This is a genomic window from Nocardia araoensis NBRC 100135 (genome assembly GCF_000308435.1).
In the GTDB taxonomy this organism is placed as follows: domain Bacteria; phylum Actinomycetota; class Actinomycetes; order Mycobacteriales; family Mycobacteriaceae; genus Nocardia; species Nocardia araoensis.
In genome coordinates this window covers 1-18,208 of the sequence record NZ_BAFR01000100.1, presented here as the reverse complement: position 1 = coordinate 18,208, position 18,208 = coordinate 1, and the positions used below count along the sequence as shown (strand labels likewise).

Sequence of the window (18,208 nt, the reverse complement as noted above, 5' to 3'; positions counted from 1 at the left end):
CGACGGCCGGGGTGCGCGCGTTAGTCGCACGCTAAGCCGCGCACCCCGCGCTCTCGTGAACCTCAGCTCACTACAACTCCAGATATGACGAAGGCCCCCAGCTGCAACTGAGGGCACTTCTGAAACACAACCCCAAGGTTGCGCATGAAAGGCACCTCCGAGGGTAGCGCACGCCCTGCCACGGCATCAAATGCCGCCAACGGCACAGCGACCATCGCCCACCGGCCACTCCCGCAGCTACCCCCAACTACCGAAAACACCGCCGCGCCGACGACGGACGACGAGGCGGCGGCCGCGCACGAAGCGTTCGCTCGACTCGCACCCCTACTGGCTGCCCGCCGCTCGATGCGTTTGTGGAACTCGAGCCTTGACGGGTACAACGACCGCGCCCGAACACTGACCCGTAAACTGCCTGACCAGCCCGCGGCGGTGCCGATCTATCGGGACGGCCGGACGCGTCTGCTCGCATTGGATTTCGACAGCGCCCGTGGCGGCACCGTGGCGGTTGCTCGCGATGTCGAGCGTTGCCTGGGATGGGTTCGGGCAGCCGGGGGCCGCGCGATCACCGACTGCTCCACTAGCGGCGGCCGCCACATCCTCATCCCGCTGCCCCTCGGTGACACCCTCGACCTCATACAAGCCGAATCCCTTGTGCGCGCACTGGCCGCGCGGCTGCCCAGCTTGGACATCACACCGATGCTCAACCCCGCGACCGGCTGCATCACTCCACCCGGATCGCGCTGCAAGCAAGGCGGATTCCGCAGTCTCGGCGGCAGCCTCGACGATGCTCTCGACGCCTTCACCACCCGATCCGCACCGGGGTTCGTCGCGCGTTTGCGGCACCTGGTGGCGGGGACCGCGCACGAGACGGCCACCGCGTGCGGGGCATGCGCGATCCCGCGCGCGCCGCGCGCGGCCGACGACATCACGCGCGAGGTGCAGTTGTGGGAAGGCGAGGGTGAGCGTGCGCGGCTGCGCGCACAATACCGCCGCCGTAGCCCGCTCTCCCCCACCATCCACAGCTTCGCGCGCGACGGCGCCGCCCCCGCCGACGGCCGGTGGACGACCCGCGCGGGCCGGTTGGATCGCTCCGCGGCACGTCAATCCGTGCTCGCCGCCGCGGTCGTGCGCGGCTACTCCTACCTCGACGTGCGCGCGCAACTGCCTGGCGCTGGTGGCAGCTGGCGCGGGTTCGCCGACGCCTACCGCCGCTACGGCCGAGGCGCCGACGCCGCGATGCGCCGTGACTGGCTCTCCGCCTGCCGGTGGGCCGAACGCGTCGTCCCCGAATTCCTGTCCGTGGCGCACAAGAAAAAAGACACAGGGGGTACACCACGGCTCCGGTCGGCGGCGCGTCTGCAGCAGCGGTGGCTGGCGGCCGCGACGGTGTGGGTGCACGCGCAATGGCCTCGGTCCCCGCGGCGGTGGACGGTGTTGGCGGTGCTGCAGGCCTTGGCGTGGGCTTCCGCAGTCGGAGGGCAGGTCGCGCGCGGGGTGCCCGTCGTCGAGTTCGGGGGCCGGTCACTAGCACTGGCGGCTGGTGACCTTCCCGAATCCACCGTATGGGGCGTGCTGCGGGAGCTACGCGACATGCCCGGCGCACCGATCCTGCGCACCCGGCCCGGCCGCCGACTCGCTGCCGACCGCTACGCCTTGGTCATCCCGCACCACGGCCATCAACCTATCCGCCCGAACCCGGCCCAGCTGAGTCGCGCGCGGGTCGAACCTGTCCATCCTGCCTGGAGCGTCCTGGGGCTGCATTGCCGCCGCGTTTACGAACTCGTCACCCACGACGGGCTCGCCACCCCCGCCGATGTGTTCGCCGCAGCATCGGTCAGTCCCAGCGCGGGTTACAACGCCCTGGCCGTCCTGACCACCGCCGGACTCGTCAAACACACCCACGGCCACCTGCAACCTGGACCAACCAGCCTCGATGACATCGCCCACGCGCACGGCCTTCACCAGCAGCGCATCCGACGCCGGGCCTGCCACCGACGCGACCGCACGGCATGGAAGCAATGGCTCACCCAACACGACGGACACACCGGTAGGCATGTAACGCACACCACCGCATCCACACAGACGAATCCCATTCGCACGCCAGGTGTGCAACACCGCAATCAGGGAAGTGGACAACAACTCAACTCAAGCGGGGGTACCGCCCTGGCATCCCGCAGTCCCCGGCCAGCCGAATTCGTTGTGATCGACTCGGCGACGCCGGTGCTATCCCCCGCGCCGACGGTTGCCTCCGCCGCCCCGGGACCGACCGCGCGCAGTACGCGCGCCGTGACTGTCTCCGAGAATCTTAGGGGTTGCGCATCACTCGAGTCGTCCGGCCCTCGCGCGCACTCCTGGACCGGCACGGTCCGCGAATGCGCGCGCGTGCCCTCACGCGCGAGCTACGTGCGGGCAGTAGCCGAAATCTACGTGGAGACCTCTGCTACGCCGATCGCGGGTGGGCGTTGGCTGATCGCGACGGACTCGACCGTCATCTACGAGCGCCCCACCGGTGTGCAGGTAGCTTCCACCGTTCCCGCATCACTGCTTCGACGCTCATCATCTTGGACGCGCGTGTCCGGGCCATCCGAATAGGTGAGCTGATGAAGTGACGCGGCGCCCTTTCCCTGCCTGTTCTGAACCGGTTCGGCACCGCAGAGGACCGTTGAAACGCGACGCGTCCCAGGCCGGTCGGGAATAGCATTCGATGGTGCAGTCCAGAAAGTCCCGTCGACGGCGAAATGGTAGGCCCCGCAGGCGAACAGCGGCCCCGGTGCGAGGCGTTCCGCAGGCTGCCCGTGCTGAGCCGACCATCGGGCAGGTACTGCTGTTCCTGTTCGGGTGGCCGTTCTTCGTGCTGTATTGGTGGGCGAACCCGGACGCCCGGCCGCAGTGGGTGCGGGAACTGATCAAACTAGTCCGCACGTACCCGAAGCTGTCGGCGGGCATCGGGATCGCGGTCGGTCTGTGCCTGCTGATCGGAGGCCTCGTCAACAACGCCAGCGAGAACTTCCCCGCCTCGATCGCAGGCGCCGTTGTCATGGCGGCGTGCGCCGGGTTGCTGCGGTGGCAGGTGGCGCGGGAGCGGGCCGCCGCAGCTGCTGAGGTCGCGGCACGCGCCGACGCTCAGCATGCCGCGTACTTGCGGGGTGAGAACTTCGGGGTCTACGGCACGAACGATCTGCCGGAGCTGTAGAGACTGCGCCGAGGGTGTGAGGACGTGATGTGTCGACGTCACCGCCGCTGGATCGGACACTGCGACAAATAAATTCGGTTGGAAACCGTGCCCGAAGTTGTCGCAGCCAACCGCCGCACCGCCGCACCGCCGCCTCGCGCGCCTGCACGGCTCCGACCAGGTCAAGAACGCCTATCCGGACGCCACTCACATCATCGACTTCTGGCACCGTCGCCGGAGTTCTCCCCGCGACCGCCTGTCGCCTGAATCGGCTTCTCGGTCACCAGACTGGATTCCCAACGACCGCAGCGTCACACCTGCACGTCGCTCAATACCCCGAAACCGTCCAGCTCGTCGCCTTACTTGCCGACGTCAGGTGGATTCAATGGGCGTTTGACAGTCCAGCGAACTGGAACCAAGCGCTTAGCAGGGTGGTAGCCACCGTCACTGGCGGCGACCGACCGGACGGGATGTTCGACGCACTTCTGCGCTGGAAGTGCGACCGCAAGGAAGTGCTCCGAGAGTCGTTGTCCTGGGGTAGCTGAGTGGACACGCAGGTCGTACCAGCAGGTATTCGCAAGACTGGCACTCGCGGCCCGCGAGCGCCAATAGTTGTCGGTGGGTGGCGGTATGCTGTGCGAGGAGGTCCAGCCCGACCTCCAAGAGTCCGGACAAGACGTAGGCCCCGAGTCAACGTGATGTCTGATCTCAGGGCCTACGTGGTACTGCTTGGTCGCGTACCAGCATAGGGTGCATTCCGTGTGCGTGCATCATTTCGCGCACACGGAATGTTGCCATGCGTTCCTAGGTCGAGATCGGTCTCGCCGACTCCTGTGTCGAGTTCGCTGCACGCCCTCATCGACCGAAGGAGATCAGTGCACGATCATGTGCGTCACGCCGACTTGGCGAAGTACGCCCAAGCCAAGGTCAACGTCCCAAGTGACAAGGCGAAGGCGAGGCGGACCCAGGTCGCTCACCTGCGCTCGCGCTTGGAGAACTACATCGCCGAGCACCCCGACTACGACTTGGTGAAGATGCGCGAGTCGGGAAGCGTCGCAAAGCACACCGCGATCCGCGCTGGCTCAGACACCGATGTCGCCGCCTATGTCCGCGCGTCCGCGGTCGGTGGGATCGACCCCGAGGAATCGAAGCTGCTGGAATGGCTGCGTGACCGATGCATCGAGGTCTACGGCGACACAAAGGACGCCGACGATTTCCAAATCTCTCATCACGCCGTCGGTATCACGATGCACGGCAGCGGCTTGAAGATCGATGTCGCGCCCGTGCTATACGAAGGGGAGGCCAACGACCGCGGCCACCTGATCACCCCGTCAGGCGAGAAGGTCCTCACCTCGGTGACCCAGCACCTGGAGTTCCTGAACAAACGCAAGAACCAGGTGGGTTCCGAGTACAAGGAGTTCATCCGGCTGGTGAAGAAGTTCATCAGCCGGGCCACGAAGGAAGCCGAGGCCGTTGGGCCGGAGCTGCGGTTCAAAAGTTTCCTCGCCGAACTCATCGTCGCGCACTTGTGGGACAACGGCTGGAACGGTGAAGGATTCGCGATCAAAGACTACCCGCGAGCCTTCGAACAATTCTTCGGCTACATCGTCACCACCGAGTTGAGGAAGCCGATCATGTTCACCGACTACTACTCCGCCAGCGACGTCGGCCAGTCCGACGCACCGGTGCAGGTGTGGGATCCGGTGAACCCACTCAACAACGTCACCAAGTCTTATACGGACGCCGATCGGCAGCGACTGGTCGAGCGGTGCGCGCAGGCATTGGAACAGATCACCTGGGCAGGAACGGCACCGTTCAAAGGCGAGGCGGTTGATGCCTGGCGCACGGTGTTCGGCCCGACCTTCTCGGTGGTCTGACATGACTACTTCGACTACTCGCAGCTCCAGCTTCACGATCACCGACGCCCGCTACGTCGCCAGCAAACTCGGCGCCAACCTCCGTAACCTCAACGCCCGCTACGGCAAGCCGGAACTGTCCATGATCGACCAGTACATCGAGGAGACCGCCCAGTACCTGAAGGCTGGCTACCTCGACACGGTGGACTTCGGTTTCAAGGATGGCGACCGATGGATTCTGCGGTTACGATATACCGCAGCCGCAGGAGGCCAGCTTCGCGATGAGCCTCCGGGCGGCCTACCGAGCGCGGTAGACGTGGCTGGCTACAGTTTCTACAGCTATTTGAAGCAGAATGAAGAATTCTCCGCGCTGCCATCTGCGGAGCGGGATACATTCAAAAAGAAGCTACCATTCCAGCGCTCGGGGGCGCCAGAGCCGTCGGCGACAGCAGGCAGTTACGGGAGCAGTTCGCAGTATTCGCGCAACGGTGTCGGCCTCAATCGCTATATCTACTGCGCAATCTGACCAGTCAACCTATCGATTTCGGCGCCGCCACCATCTCGTCGGTGCCAATTCCGACTCTGGAGAACGATTAGTGTCAATCGACAAAGAGTTGTTCCATCCCGTAATCACCCTTCCCGACGAGATCCGCAAGGAGCGCTACGCACGTCTTGTCGGCCTCGACGAGGTCAAGACCCGGCTCCGCAAGGAAGCCGCCGTTCTCGCCGATCCGGCGGTGCTGACCCGCTGGGCAGCCAGACATCACCCGAACGTCGCCGTCGATGACCAAGCGTTCACATTGTTGCGCGACCGCGCACCGTTGATCCTGTTCGCTGGGGACGTCGGGTCCGGAAAATCGGCGCTGGCGGAGAGCTTCGGTTGCGATCTAGCCGAAGAACTGGACATCGAGGTCACCCTCTTCCGGCTCAAGTTGACTACTCGCGGCACCGGTCACGTCGGCGAAATGACGGCCCTAGTCGGGGAGGCATTCGCCCAGGTCATCGCAGAGGCAAGGCTCGGCCGCTCCGCCAACGGCACGCTCCGCGGGGTCACCGTCCTGGTGATTGACGAGGCCGACGCGCTCGTTCAGTCACGTGAAGCGACCCAAATGCACCACGAAGACCGGGCAGGTGTGAATGCATTTCTTGCCGGTATCGATGACATCGCGGGTACCGGAATTCCGCTGCTGGTGGTGATGTGCACCAACCGCCTCGCGGCATTGGACCCAGCTGTTAAACGTCGCGCTGCGGTTATTTTCGAGTTCGTCCGCCCGAACGATCGACAGCGTCGAGAAGTGCTCCTGAATGCGTTCGCCGGATTCGACCTGACGAATGAAACGATCGACAAATTGGTCCTCGCGACCGGCGAGCGAGAGGATCGTCGGCCGGGATATACCTATTCCGACATCACCCAGCGCTTGGTTCCGTCGGTCATACTGGCGGCCTACCCCGACACCGCGATCACAGCAGACCTGTTGCTCGCCACCGCCGAAGACTTGAAGCCGACGCCCCCGTTCGATGATCGAGCCGCGTCATGACGACGATTCCCGCCAGAGGCGCCGCCATCCGCGGAGACGACTATCAGCACATCGTCGGCTTGTTCTACGCCAGCCGCATACTGACCGACCCGGAGGTCGAGTCAGTCAGCATCGAGGACGCAGACGGTGGCGCGTTTGACGACATCGTGGTGCGTTCGACAACAACTTCAGGCCGTCCGCACCTCTATGTTCAAGTGAAGTCCGGCGTCGACCGCGGAGCGGTCATCGATGCCGACTGGCTCGTGACGGCACGAACACCGAAAGGCAAGAGCCCCCTACAGCATTTCCATCGCACCTGGGTGGATGTGACCGCCAAGGGGGAGCCATTCGTGTTGCGGCTTCTGTCGAACAAGAATTACGACCACAATGATCCCGTCCTCAAGCTCATCGACAATCTCACCGAAAAGATCGCCCGGACGAAGCTCGACGCGCTTACACCGCGAAGCAAAGGCGGAGTTCAGCTGGCTGCCTGGGCAAAACATCTACGGGTGACCCTGAACGAGCTCAAGGATTTCCTCGGGGCGGTCGAATTCGTTCGTGGCGAGTCTGACGCTTCGTGGGCCTCAAGGACGGCCGTGCTGATGCGAAACGCGGGTCTTCGTGATGACGATGACGCTGTGTCCCGTGGTCGCGAAATGGTCCGTGGGTGGGTCACGTCGGGCGCTGGCGTTCGCACGACGAACGATATCCGGGCTGAGGTTGCCGCCAAGGGATTACTCGCCCGAGGTAGCGAGCTTGTCCTCGCTATCCACGCGATCGATCGTGCAACATTGCCCCACCGACCGAACGCCGAGGTCGACATCATCGAACTCTACCCGGATGTAGACCCGTTCCAGCGGCGGGAGTTGTTGGACCCCGCTGCCTGGGAGGGCGTGGTCATGCCGAAGTTGAAAGCCGCCAAGAAGGATCTCGAGGGCTTCAAGAGTCGCAAGCTCTTCATTGCAGCACACATGCGGCTACCAATGTACTTCGCCGTGGGCCGGACGTTCCCAGATGTCGGAGGCTGGGTACTATCGACCGACCAACGAGATGTCGTATGGGCAACCGATGTCAGCCGTGAAACCGCCGCCGCCGAGGTCGTAGCCGACCGCCACGTCGGCGACGGTTCTGATCTTGCGGTTGCAATCGCTCTCACAAACGACCCGACAGATGACGTCTGTGATTACATCGAATCCTCGGGCATTCCGATCGGACGAATCCTGTCGCTGTCCACGTCCGGTGGCCCCAGCAAGACGTCGGTGCCTGGGCCTGGATGGTCTGCGGACTGGGTAAGGCGTGCTCGCGACCATGTCCGGGCCGCAGCTAAAAAGATGCGCGCGGGACGGGTACACCTGTTTGTGTCGTCACCCGCTGGCATCGCCCTGTTCCTTGGGCACGACTGGAATCTACTGCCAACCACCATCGTGTACGACCACCTGGGCATTCCGGGGTACTCCCCCACTATCACACTGCCCGGATAACACCCCACTGCGGAATCGGGGTGCCAGGTCAACCTACTGCGCGTCTTTAGCGACAAAGTCGGCTACACCTCACGTTGGATGAGACAGCGACACTCCGCATGTCTCACTCAAGTTGAGGCACCGCAGGTCTGAGCCCTGCGGTGCCTCAACTTCGATGAAGCGGGACACCGGTGACCCGTGCGAGCGTCGTGAATCCGTCGTCGGTGCCAGGCCAGTGTGCACGTAGGGCATCCCGACCGGCGCGACGGATGACGCTGCGCAGGACGGCAGTGACGATGATGGGGTGAGTGGCCTGGAGGGTGTGCAAGAAGGCCTTGGCCGAGCCGCGCAGAGTGCGGGGCGCGGTGGTGTGGATCCGGGTGGATCCGGGTCACGGTCGCCGCCATGGGCCACCTCCTCGCTGGCCCCGGATAACGGGGCCGCTTCGCGTCGTCGCTGCGGCGTGCTGGGTGAGGTCGGGGTCTGAAGCGTCGAGTTCGGGCACTGGCCGTAACGCCGCAGGTTCGGTCGTGACGCCTGAGCCTGCGGTGTCGTGTTCAGGGGCTAGTGGATGGCGCGCGGCCAGTATGCGGCTCGGCGCCATCGCAGGGTCAGCGGGGCCGTGGCCGAAGGTGGGCCTTGTGGTTCAGTTTGATGTCAGCGACGGTGCCGAGCTTGTTCGCGGCGGCGCGGAGCTCGTTACGGCGTTCGCGTGGGTCCTTCTGGACGTGGCGGGCCGCGGATCCCGCCCACACCAGGCAGCAGCCGACCAGGTTGACGCACACGGTCGGGGGAAACGGGTCCTTCGACTCCACCCGAAGTACGAAGGGGATCTCGGGATTAGCGTCGTGTCGAGGTATCGGTCGATGAGCGAGGCGCTGGCGTGGGTGAACGTGCTCGGCATCCGGAAGTAGGCGTAGGCGTCGGGACCGCCGGCATCGAAGTCGCCGAGCATCTGCTCGAAGAACTTGGCCTGATCCTTCGATGAAGTCGCCAACTTCGGAAGGTCGGTGTGGGCAACCCGGTCAGCCGTTTGCTGCATGGTGTTCCCAGCAGATCTGGCGCAAGGTGTCTTCGTCGCGGCCGCCGACATTGTTGCGAATGATGTTGCGGACCGAGTGCACGATGCTGACCGCAGCGTGCCCCCACCGGGCCACTCGAGCACGCTCCGCGGGGATGGCGCTACCGTCGGCAACTCGGCGCAGCAGGTCGTGTACCTCCTCGACAGAGCTCATCCAGAGCACGAGCCGCCTGCACCTGCAGCGGTGTCACACCAGCCGCGGATCGTCCTCGGAATACCCGCTCACTCATCGCCCCCTACCTCGATTTCCAATCGGAAGACATCATGCCGCTGCGCAGCGCGAGGCAAGGCGAGTTCGGCACAATCCCCGCAATCGCACTTCGTCCCCCGCAGTTGGTGTCGGGGGTGTCCCGACCGACCTACCATGGACCCTCGGTCGGCCACCACACCCACGAGGAGACGATGTCGGAGAAATCACTGGTAGTCGCCCGCCGCAGGCCCGCACTGTGAACGCAGGACACCGGACTTCACCGTCTTCTGGATCATCCGGCTGCGCGGACAGGCCGCGCGGATCGGTGCGGATCGCGTGGTGGGGCGACAGCCTGATCGAAGCCTACGAAGCGCACAATCCGCGCCTCGTCGACCCCGCAGACCTCCCTCAGGTCGGAAGCATGGTCGAGATCACCCAGTGGCGCCACCGCGGCTTCTCCCACGCCACCACCGTCGCGCTGCAAGCCCAATATCCATCAGTCGATATCGAATCGGCGAACTACGCCCACGGTGGAGCGACCTCAGCTGACGTACTCACCGATGTCCGTGCCGGCGACACCGGCCAGGCGTGGCATGTGGCGGTGGTCGGCTGCGGCACCAACGACGTCTGTTCTCTCGCGAAATTCATCTGTTGTTCATTCAGCTCTGTCAGGGAAATCGTTCCTGGTCGTAGGTACCGCGTGTCGGAGAGTCGAGCAACAACTGGCGAGGAGACCCACAATGGACAGGCCAGAGTGCCCCAACCTCCTCGCACCCAAGCTGTCTGCCAGTGGCGGACGGATCGGTCGACGCCTGCTGAAGCGTTTGTTCAGCTGGGCCGTGATGCCGTGAGAAGTTGGAAGGCGTCGTTGACCCGCTCGACGCGCGGCTGATGGAAGCCTGCCGTCTCAAGCATGGCGACGAGTTCGGCGTCGGAGTGCAAGCGCACGCGTCCCGTCAGCGGCGCGGGCATGACCGAGCGCGGCGGTTGGGGTGCGACGGTGTGCAGGACGAGGCGTCCGCCGGGCGCGAGCACGCGATGCAGTTCGGCGAGCGTGGCGGGAACGGAGACGAAGAACAGCACGTTCATCGCGGTGGCGCAGGTGAAGTGCCGGTCCGGCAGCGGCAACGATTCGGCGGCCGCCTCGACGACCTCGAGCCGGCCCTCGCGCACGGCATCCGCGTTCGCCGACTTTGTGAGTGCCACCATGTCGGCGCTGTGGTCCACCGCAATCGCCCGGCAGCCCGACTCCAGCGCTCGTGCGGCGAAGGTGCCACCGCCACAGCCGATTTCGAGAAGCCGGTCGTCGGCGGTGAGGTGCAGCGCCGCCAGCGTGTCCCGGAAGATGTCGTGGTGGGACTTCATGTCCCGCCACATCCGCCGGGCCAGCGGCCCTCGCGGTCGGCGCAGCAGGCGGTCGATGAACAGGTCGAAGAGAGCCAAGATCGTTTCCTCGGGGGTGTCGGTGCACGGCGTCAGGACCTGGAGCGCGCTTCGACGCGCATGTCTCCGACGAGGGTCCGGCGCGCCATGGGGCGCGCGAGCACGTTGTGCGGATAGCCGGCGGTGATGGCGGATGCTTCCCGGAGCCGGTCGAGATGGTGGTCGTCGAACTGGACGGTCAGCGCGCCGAGATTGTCCTCGAGTTGCACGAGGGTGCGTGCGCCGAGAACGGGCGCGGTGACATCGGGTTGCCGCAGCGTCCACGCGAGGGCCACCTGCGCCGGTGAGCGGCCTAGTTCTCGGGCGACGCGGCGCACGCAGTCGGCTATGGCCAGGCTTCGTTCGGTGAGACCCTCCCCGGCGAGGATCAGGTCCTTGCGGGAGGTGCCCAGCGTCGGCTTGCGTGCCTCCGACGGCAGGTCGGCGCGGGTGTACTTGCCGGTGAGGACGCCACCCGCCAGCGGCGACCAGGCGACGACGCCGAGGCCGAGTTCCCGTGCCATCGGCAGCATGTCGTGCTCGGCGGTGCGCTCGGCCACGTTGTATTCGAGCTGAACGGCGATCATCGGTGTCCAGCCGCGCAGATCGGCGATGGTTTGCATGCGGGCGATCTGCCAGGCGGGGGTGTTCGAGATGCCGACGTAGAGCACTTTGCCCGCGCGCACCAGATCGTCCATGGCGCGCAGGATTTCCTCGACCGGTGTCAGGTCGTCCCACAGGTGCAGATAGAGCAGGTCGAGGTAGTCGGTGTGCAGGCGGCGCAGGCTCGCCTCGACCGAGGCGATCATGTTCTTGCGATGGTTGCCGCCGGAGTTCGGGTCGGTGAGCCGCCGCAGCGCGGAGTACTTGGTCGCGAGGACGAGGGTGTCCCGGTCGGTCGCGGCGAACTCGCCGAGCCACTCCTCGGCGGTGCCGCCGGTGTAGTTGCCCGCGGTGTCGAAGAAGTTGCCGCCGCGGGTGACATACGCGTCGAAGATTCGGCGGGCTTCCCCTTTGTCCGCTCCCCAACCCCAGGCGGATCCGAAGGTCAACGTGCCCAACGCCATCGGTGATACGCGCAGTCCCGACCGCCCCAGCAACCGGTAGCAGTCCAACGCATTGTTGAAAAAGATTGTCATTACTGGTTAGTGTAGGCGCGTCGGATTTGCCGAGCAAGGGCTGGAGATGGCGACCACCGTGGATGAAGTTCGCCGTTGCGCTGCAACGGTTCTGGGAATCGACGCGCGCGAGATCGAGGCGCGGCGCCCGTTGCAGGAGCTCGGATTGGATTCGTTCCTCGCCGCCCGTCTGCATGTGCGCCTGGCCGAACGCACCGGAGTCCGCGTTCCGCTCGCCTCCTTCGTCGGAGCCACGATCGAAACCCTGACCGCCGAAGTCGAGAATCGCGGCCGGCCAGACGATCCCGCGCCCGGTGCCGATCCGGAGCCGTCGACCGCCGACGTGCCCGACGCCGTCGACGAGGAGGAGCTCACTCCGATCCAGGCGTCCTACTGGGTCGGCCGCGAGGAAGGGATGCCACTGGGCGGGGTGGCCACGTTCTACTACTTCGAGTTCGACCGCGATCCGGAGCGGCTCGTGGCGGCGGACGCGTGGTCGGAGGTCGCCGCCCTCGAGGCGGCGTGGCACAAAGTCGTCGCGCGGCACGACATGCTGCGCGCCGTCGTCACCGACGACGGCAGGCAACGGGTGCTACCGGCGGGAGATCCCTACCGCATCGGGATCACCGATCTGCGGGATCCCGGAAGCGACGCCGCCGCCGAACTGGCGCGGCTGCGGCAGGAGAAGTCGCATCAGGTGCGCGATGCCACGACCGGACCGTTGTTCGACATCCACGCCGCGCTCCTGCCGTCCGGTGCGATGCGGCTGTTCGTCGGCTTCGACATCATGATGCTGGACATGGCGAGCTGGATCCAGCTCATGCGTGAGTGGGGGCTGTTCGTCGCCGATCCCGGCGCCGCGGTGCACAAACCTTCCACCACGTTCCTTCGCGTGCTGCGCGCACGCCGCACAGCCGAAACAGAGCGACGAGAGCGAGACAAGGCGTACTGGCGACAGCGACTGGCCGCGCTGCCGCCCGGTCCTCGGTTGCCCTACGCCGCCGCGCCGGAAACGATTCGCACCGCACGTTTCCGCCGCCATGAGGAACGGCTGAGTCCAGCTCACTGGTCGGCGCTCACCGCCCACGCGGCGCGGCGTGGGCTCAGTCCCACCGCCGTGCTGCTCGCCGCCTTCGGTCTGACCCTGTCCCGCTGGGGCGCCACCGACGCGTTCTGCCTCAACGCGACCCTCTTCGATCGTCCCGACAACGTGGATATCGACGGGGTGGTCGGGGATTTCAGCACTACCGCGCTGGTCGAGATGCCGTCGCCGGACCCGGATTCATGGCACAGCTTCACCGATTTCGCCCGTCGCGTGAACGCGCGGTTCTGGGCCGATCTGGAGCACCGTTCCTACAGCGGTGTCGAGGTCCAGCGCGAGCAGTTCCCCGACCTGGCCCCGCGCTACCCGGTGGTCTTCACCAGCGGCGTCGGGCTGGGCCAGGCCGACCGTGCGGCGGCGGGGTGGCTGGGCGACGAGATCTTCGGCGTGTCGCAGACGCCGCAGGTGACCCTCGACCACATCGTCTGGGACGAGGCGGGCGGGCTCCGGCTGGCCTGGGACGCGGTCGAAGCGGCCTTCCCGGCCGACTTCGTGGCCCGGATGCTCGGCGCCCATGCCCGCCTGTTGCGTCACCTGGCGGAGGACGACCGGGCGTGGGAAGCCGTCGACCTGGGTTGGAATCCGCATTTCGAGCAGACGCAGCCGCTCGCACCCGGGCTCGGCGCCGGGCTGCTCATCGACCCGCAACGCGAGCAGTCGGCGGCGCGGCCCGCGGCGGCGGCGGTGCTGTCCAGCCGGGAGACGCTGACGCACGGCGAGGTGTCCGCGCGGGCGCGCGCGCTCGCCGGGCGGCTGATCGCGGCCGGGGTCCGTCCGGACGACCGTGTCGCGGTCCTCGCCCCGAAGTCGGCAGCACAGATCGTCGCCGTCTACGGAGTGCTCTGGGCGGGAGCCGCATTCGTGCCGGTCGAGCCCGAGTGGCCCGCGGCGAGGATCGCCTCGGTCTGTCGCCGTGCCGGAATCACCCATGCCGTGGCCGCGCCCGGCGTCGAACTGCCCGGGAACGTCACCGCGCATCCGCTGGAGGCCGCGTCCGGCGCGGTGACGGTGGATCAGCCGATCGCGGCCGCGGACGACGCTCTGGCCTACGTCATCTTCACCTCCGGATCGACCGGTGAGCCGAAGGGCGTCGCGATCGAACATCGCGCCGCGCGCACGACCATCGACGACATTAACGACCGCTTCGGCGTCGGCCCGAGCGACCGGGTCCTGGCCCTCTCGGCGCTGAGTTTCGATCTGTCCGTGTACGACATCTTCGGCGTCCTCGGCGCGGGCGGGGCGCTGGTCGTGCCCGAAGCCGAGCGGCTGCGCGACCCGGGGCACTGGTGCGAACTCGTCGCCGCGCACCAGGTCACGGTGTGGAACACCGCGCCCGCGCTCGCCGAGATGCTCGTCGAATACGCCGAGGCGGATGTGGCGGCCGCGGCGCGGCTGCGCTCGTTGCGGGTATTCCTGTTGTCCGGTGACTGGATTCCGCTGTCGCTGCCCGACCGGCTCCGCTCGGTGATCGGCGAGCATGTGCGCGTCATCAGTCTGGGCGGCGCGACCGAGGCCGCCATCTGGTCGATCTGCCACCCGATCCGGCAGGTGCGGCCCGAGTGGACCAGCATCCCCTACGGCACGGCGCTGCGCGCGCAGTTCTTCCTCGTGCTCGACGAGGAGGGCCGGCCCTGTCCGGTCGGCGTGCCCGGTGAACTGCACATCGGAGGAGCCGGTCTGGCGCGTGGGTATGTCGGGGACGACGAGCAGACCGCGCGTCGTTTCATCCGCCACGACCGGCTGGGCCTGCGGCTGTATCGCACCGGCGACCTGGGCAAGTGGCGTCCCGATGGCACCATCGAGTTCCTCGGCCGCGTCGACCGGCAGGTCAAGGTGCGCGGCCACCGTATCGAACTGGGCGAGATCGAGGCCGTGCTGGCCCGGCATCCGGGCGTGCGCCGCTGTGTGGCGGCGGCGGTGCCGGGGGCGGATGACCGGCCGCAGCTCGTAGCGTACGTCACCGGCGGCGACGCACCGGTCGACACCACGGGACTCGCCGACCACGCGGCGCGGCACCTGCCGCAATACATGGTGCCTTCCCGGTGGGTGCCGTTGGACGCCTTGCCGTTGACGTCCAACGGCAAGGTCGACCATGCCCGGCTGCCGAACCCGTTCCGTCGCGACGCGACCACTGCGGCGTCCTGGATACCTGCCGAAGACGGTCGAGCGGCAACCGTTACCGACGATGATCGGCCCGGGTCCGAAAAGCGCGCTCCAGCAACATATCCGCTGCGATCACCCGTCGTCGCGGCCGACGAGGACACAGCCGCGCCGGCCGGAGCTCCGCACCGGGAGCAGGCGCCGACACCGGTCGACGACTGGCTGCTGCACGCGGCGCGGCACGCCGAAGCGCTCGGGTTGACGCTGACGCTGCGTGCGGAACCCGTCGATGGCGCCGCCACGGACCACGCCGCGGAGTGGATCGGCCGACTGCACGCCTCGGCCACGGCCGCCGGGCTCACCACCGAAACGCACTTCGGCGACGCGGCCGAACTCGTCCTCACTGCCCCGGCCGCGACCGCGACGGCCGCCCGTACGCGCGTGGAGGCAGTGATCGTCGAGGTGTTCAGCGATCTGCTCGGCCCCGGCATCGCGGTGACCACTCCGTTCCACGATCTCGGCGCGACCTCCCTGACCCTGGTTCGGGCCCATCGCAGACTGCGGCATCTCACCCCGGCGCTCACGGTCCCGGACATCTTCCGGCTCGGCACCGTGCGGCGACTGGCGGACTGGATCGCCGACCGCGCTGCACCGGACCCGTCGGCGACCCGATCCGGTGCCGTGCCGATCGATCTCACCGGCGCCGCGGCGCGCGGACGCCGTCGGCGGGCGCATCGATCGAAAGCGAGGCTCGCGGATGTCGTTCGCTGACACGGTATTCCGGTTGCGGTCCGCGGCGAGCCGCGCGACCGACCGCAGACAGCGGTTCACCGTGCGTACCGAACACCGCTCGGGCACGCCGACCGAGATGCGGGTGCGCATCGGCCGCCACAGCCTCGTGGTCGACGAACCCGTGGCGGCCGGGGGCGGTGACGCAGGTCCGGACCCGATCGGAACGGCCTTGGCCGCGCTGGGCACCTGTCAGGCGGTCACCTACCGCTTCCACGCGGCGCGGCTGGGCATCGCCATCCATTCGCTGTCGGTGGACGTTACCGCCCAGGTGGATCTCGGTCCCGTGTTCGGGCTCACGGACGCGGCCCAGCCGGGGCGCATCGGTGTGCGGGTCCGGATCGACGGCCCGGACGCACCGGCCCGATATCGGGACCTGCATCGGCTCGTAGAGTCCTCGTGCCCGGTGCTGGCAATGATGCGCGGACAACTGACGGTGGACTCGGAAGTGGAGATCGAATCGTGAACGAAGACAACGCCGTCGCCGTCATCGGAATGGCGTGCCGGTTTCCGGGCGCACCGGATCTGGCCTCTTACTGGGACCTGATCGCCTCGGGCCGCGAAGGCCTCACCCGGTTCGAGGACTCGGAGCTCGCCGCTCGCGGCGTGTCCGACGAACTGCGCGCGCACCGCAATTACGTGCCCGTCGGCGCGGTCATCGACGGCCAGGACCGTTTCGAACCCGAGCATTTCGGCATCACGGCACGAGATGCCGAATTGATGGATCCACAGCTGCGGTTGCTGCTGGAATGCTCTTGGGACGCGCTCGGCGACGCGGGATACCGCGCGGGCGCGGGCCTCGGCACGGCCGGCGTTTTCACCGGGGCCTCGCGCAGTGACTATCTGGAACACAACCTCGCCGCGTATCGCTCGAACGCCGAACGGGATCCGATCGGCCGGTTGCAGGCGGAGACGGGCACGCTCACCGACTATTTCCCGCAGCAGATCGCCTACCGGCTCGACCTCACCGGCCCTGCGGTGGCGGTACAGGCCGCCTGCGCGACCTCGCTGGTCGCGGTACACCTCGCCGCCCAGGCGCTGTTGTCAGAGGAATGCGATGCCGCCCTCGCCGGGGGCGCGTCGTTGATCGTGCCCCAAGGACGCGGTTACCTGCATGTGCCCGATGCGGTCTTCTCCGCGGACGGCCGCACGCGGGCGTTCGGCGCGGACGGCACCGGCATGGTGCACAGTCAGGGCGTGGGCGTGGTGGTGCTGCGGCGGCTCGCGGACGCGCTCGCCGACGGCGATCCGGTCTACGCGATCGTGCGCGGCAGCGCGGTCAACCACGACGGCGGCGGCAAGGCCGGATTCACCGCGCCGTCGGCGGCCGGGCAGGCGCGAGCGATCGCCGAGGCGCTGGCGGTCGCCGATGTCGGGATCGACGCGGTCGACCTGATCGAGGCGCACGGCACGGCGACCGCACTGGGTGATCAGATCGAGCTGTCGGCGCTGGCCGCGGTGTTCGCCGACCGAACGGCTCCGCAGCCGATCGCGCTGGGATCGGTCAAGAGCAACATCGGCCACACCAACAGCGCGGCAGGTATCGCCTCGCTGATCAAAGCCGCACTCGCCCTTCATTATCGGCGCATTCCGGCGACGCTGCACGCGCGTCCGGCCCATCCGGATCTGGAGCGCCACCGCGGCCTGTTCGAGGTCGTCGAGCACACCCGGGACTGGCCCGAACGCGACGGCACCCGGATCGCCGGGGTGAGCTCGTTCGGTATCGGCGGCGCCAATTGCCATGTGGTGCTGGAACAAGCCCCCGTGCGCAGCGAGTCGAGCGACCCCGATCCGCGCACGCAACTGCTCTTGGTCTCGGCGGTCACGGAAGCCGGTTGCCGGGAACAGATCGCGCAGGCCGACGATATGACGGCCGAAACCGGAGCCGACCATGCCTACACGGTTTCGCGGGGGCCACATCCGGAGTCCGGGTGGCGTGCCACCGCACTGTTGTCGGGCGATGATCCGCAGCCACGGCCCGTCGCCGCCGGACGGGTACCGTCGCAGCGCCCGGACATCGTCTTCGCGTTTCCGGGCGCCGGTGCTCAGTATTCGGGTATGGGGGCCGGGCTCTACCGCGACGAGCCCGTGTTCGCCGCCCGGATCGACGAATGCGCCGAAGCGATGCGGTCGTTGCTGGACTACGACATTCGCGAGATCGTCACCGGCCGCGCCGCGCGGCACGACCTCGACCGCGTGCGCTATGGACAGCCCGCCCTGTTCGCGGTGTCGCTCGCGACCGCGGCGACGCTGCGTCACTACGGCATCGAGCCCGACGGCGTCATCGGCCACAGTCTGGGCGAATACGCCGCCGCCGTCGTCGCGGGCGTGCTGAGTCCGCCGGACGCCGCGCGGTTGGTTGCGGTCCGGTCCAGCGCGCTGGCGGACACCGCGCCCGGAG

General features: G+C 67.2%; 14 protein-coding genes. 11 read left to right on the top strand and 3 right to left on the bottom strand.

Annotated elements, in window-relative coordinates:
- The first annotated feature begins 144 nt into the window (after positions 1-144).
- The 7 genes from ON21_RS12505 (at position 145) to ON21_RS12475 (ending at position 8,919) form a co-directional block, all read left to right on the top strand.
- A complete protein-coding gene (locus ON21_RS12505; protein ID WP_157170816.1) occupies positions 145-2,592 on the top strand; it encodes a hypothetical protein in 2,448 nt (815 codons plus the stop codon).
- A 178-nt stretch (positions 2,593-2,770) separates the two neighbouring features.
- Positions 2,771-3,193, top strand: a complete 423-nt coding sequence (locus tag ON21_RS12500) for a hypothetical protein (protein WP_039798004.1) — start codon at positions 2,771-2,773, stop codon at positions 3,191-3,193.
- Between the two features lie 854 nt (positions 3,194-4,047).
- A complete protein-coding gene (locus tag ON21_RS12495) occupies positions 4,048-5,049 on the top strand; it encodes a CBASS oligonucleotide cyclase (RefSeq protein ID WP_039798003.1) in 1,002 nt (333 codons plus the stop codon).
- 1 nt (position 5,050) lies between these two features.
- Complete coding sequence (locus ON21_RS12490) at positions 5,051-5,554, top strand: HORMA-1 domain-containing protein (protein ID WP_039798002.1); 504 nt, start codon at positions 5,051-5,053, stop codon at positions 5,552-5,554.
- Between the two features lie 70 nt (positions 5,555-5,624).
- On the top strand, positions 5,625-6,566 hold the full coding sequence (locus ON21_RS12485; RefSeq protein ID WP_039798001.1) for an AAA family ATPase: 942 nt from the start codon (positions 5,625-5,627) through the stop codon (positions 6,564-6,566).
- Positions 6,563-8,026, top strand: coding sequence for an SAVED domain-containing protein (locus tag ON21_RS12480; protein ID WP_039798000.1), 1,464 nt, complete (start codon positions 6,563-6,565; stop codon positions 8,024-8,026). Before ON21_RS12485 ends, ON21_RS12480 begins: the two co-directional genes overlap by 4 nt.
- A gap of 620 nt (positions 8,027-8,646) precedes the next feature.
- Complete coding sequence (locus ON21_RS12475) at positions 8,647-8,919, top strand: hypothetical protein (protein WP_157170814.1); 273 nt, start codon at positions 8,647-8,649, stop codon at positions 8,917-8,919.
- 111 nt (positions 8,920-9,030) lie between these two features.
- Here the strand turns inward: ON21_RS12475 and ON21_RS38380 are convergent, their stop codons facing one another.
- Positions 9,031-9,240 (bottom strand): hypothetical protein, encoded by a 210-nt coding sequence (locus ON21_RS38380; RefSeq protein WP_157170813.1) that lies wholly within the window; start codon positions 9,238-9,240, stop codon positions 9,031-9,033.
- Between the two features lie 361 nt (positions 9,241-9,601).
- Here ON21_RS38380 and ON21_RS38375 point away from each other — a divergent pair, with 361 nt between their 5' ends.
- Positions 9,602-10,168: an SGNH/GDSL hydrolase family protein gene (locus tag ON21_RS38375; protein ID WP_157170812.1), complete on the top strand. Its 567-nt coding sequence runs from the start codon at positions 9,602-9,604 to the stop codon at positions 10,166-10,168.
- On the opposite strand, the gene ON21_RS35805 is transcribed toward ON21_RS38375, so the two are convergent.
- Both ON21_RS35805 and ON21_RS12465 read right to left on the bottom strand, forming a co-directional pair.
- Complete coding sequence (locus ON21_RS35805; RefSeq protein WP_051020725.1) at positions 10,105-10,719, bottom strand: class I SAM-dependent methyltransferase; 615 nt, start codon at positions 10,717-10,719, stop codon at positions 10,105-10,107. The two genes, ON21_RS38375 and ON21_RS35805, sit on opposite strands and share 64 nt — an antisense overlap.
- A gap of 32 nt (positions 10,720-10,751) precedes the next feature.
- The gene (locus ON21_RS12465; RefSeq protein WP_039797998.1) at positions 10,752-11,837 is read right to left on the bottom strand and encodes an aldo/keto reductase; all 1,086 of its coding nucleotides are present in this window, start codon (positions 11,835-11,837) and stop codon (positions 10,752-10,754) included.
- A gap of 46 nt (positions 11,838-11,883) precedes the next feature.
- Between ON21_RS12465 and ON21_RS12460 the strand changes: the two genes are divergently transcribed.
- The 3 genes from ON21_RS12460 to ON21_RS12450 all read left to right on the top strand — a co-directional run.
- Positions 11,884-15,789, top strand: a complete 3,906-nt coding sequence (locus ON21_RS12460; protein WP_051020724.1) for a non-ribosomal peptide synthetase — start codon at positions 11,884-11,886, stop codon at positions 15,787-15,789.
- Entirely contained in the window at positions 15,776-16,273 is a 498-nt protein-coding gene (locus ON21_RS12455; protein ID WP_051020723.1) for an OsmC family protein, read from the top strand. Before ON21_RS12460 ends, ON21_RS12455 begins: the two co-directional genes overlap by 14 nt.
- Positions 16,270-18,208 (top strand): type I polyketide synthase (locus ON21_RS12450; protein ID WP_157170811.1); only part of this gene is annotated, 1,939 nt, incomplete at its 3' end. The genes ON21_RS12455 and ON21_RS12450, both read left to right, overlap by 4 nt.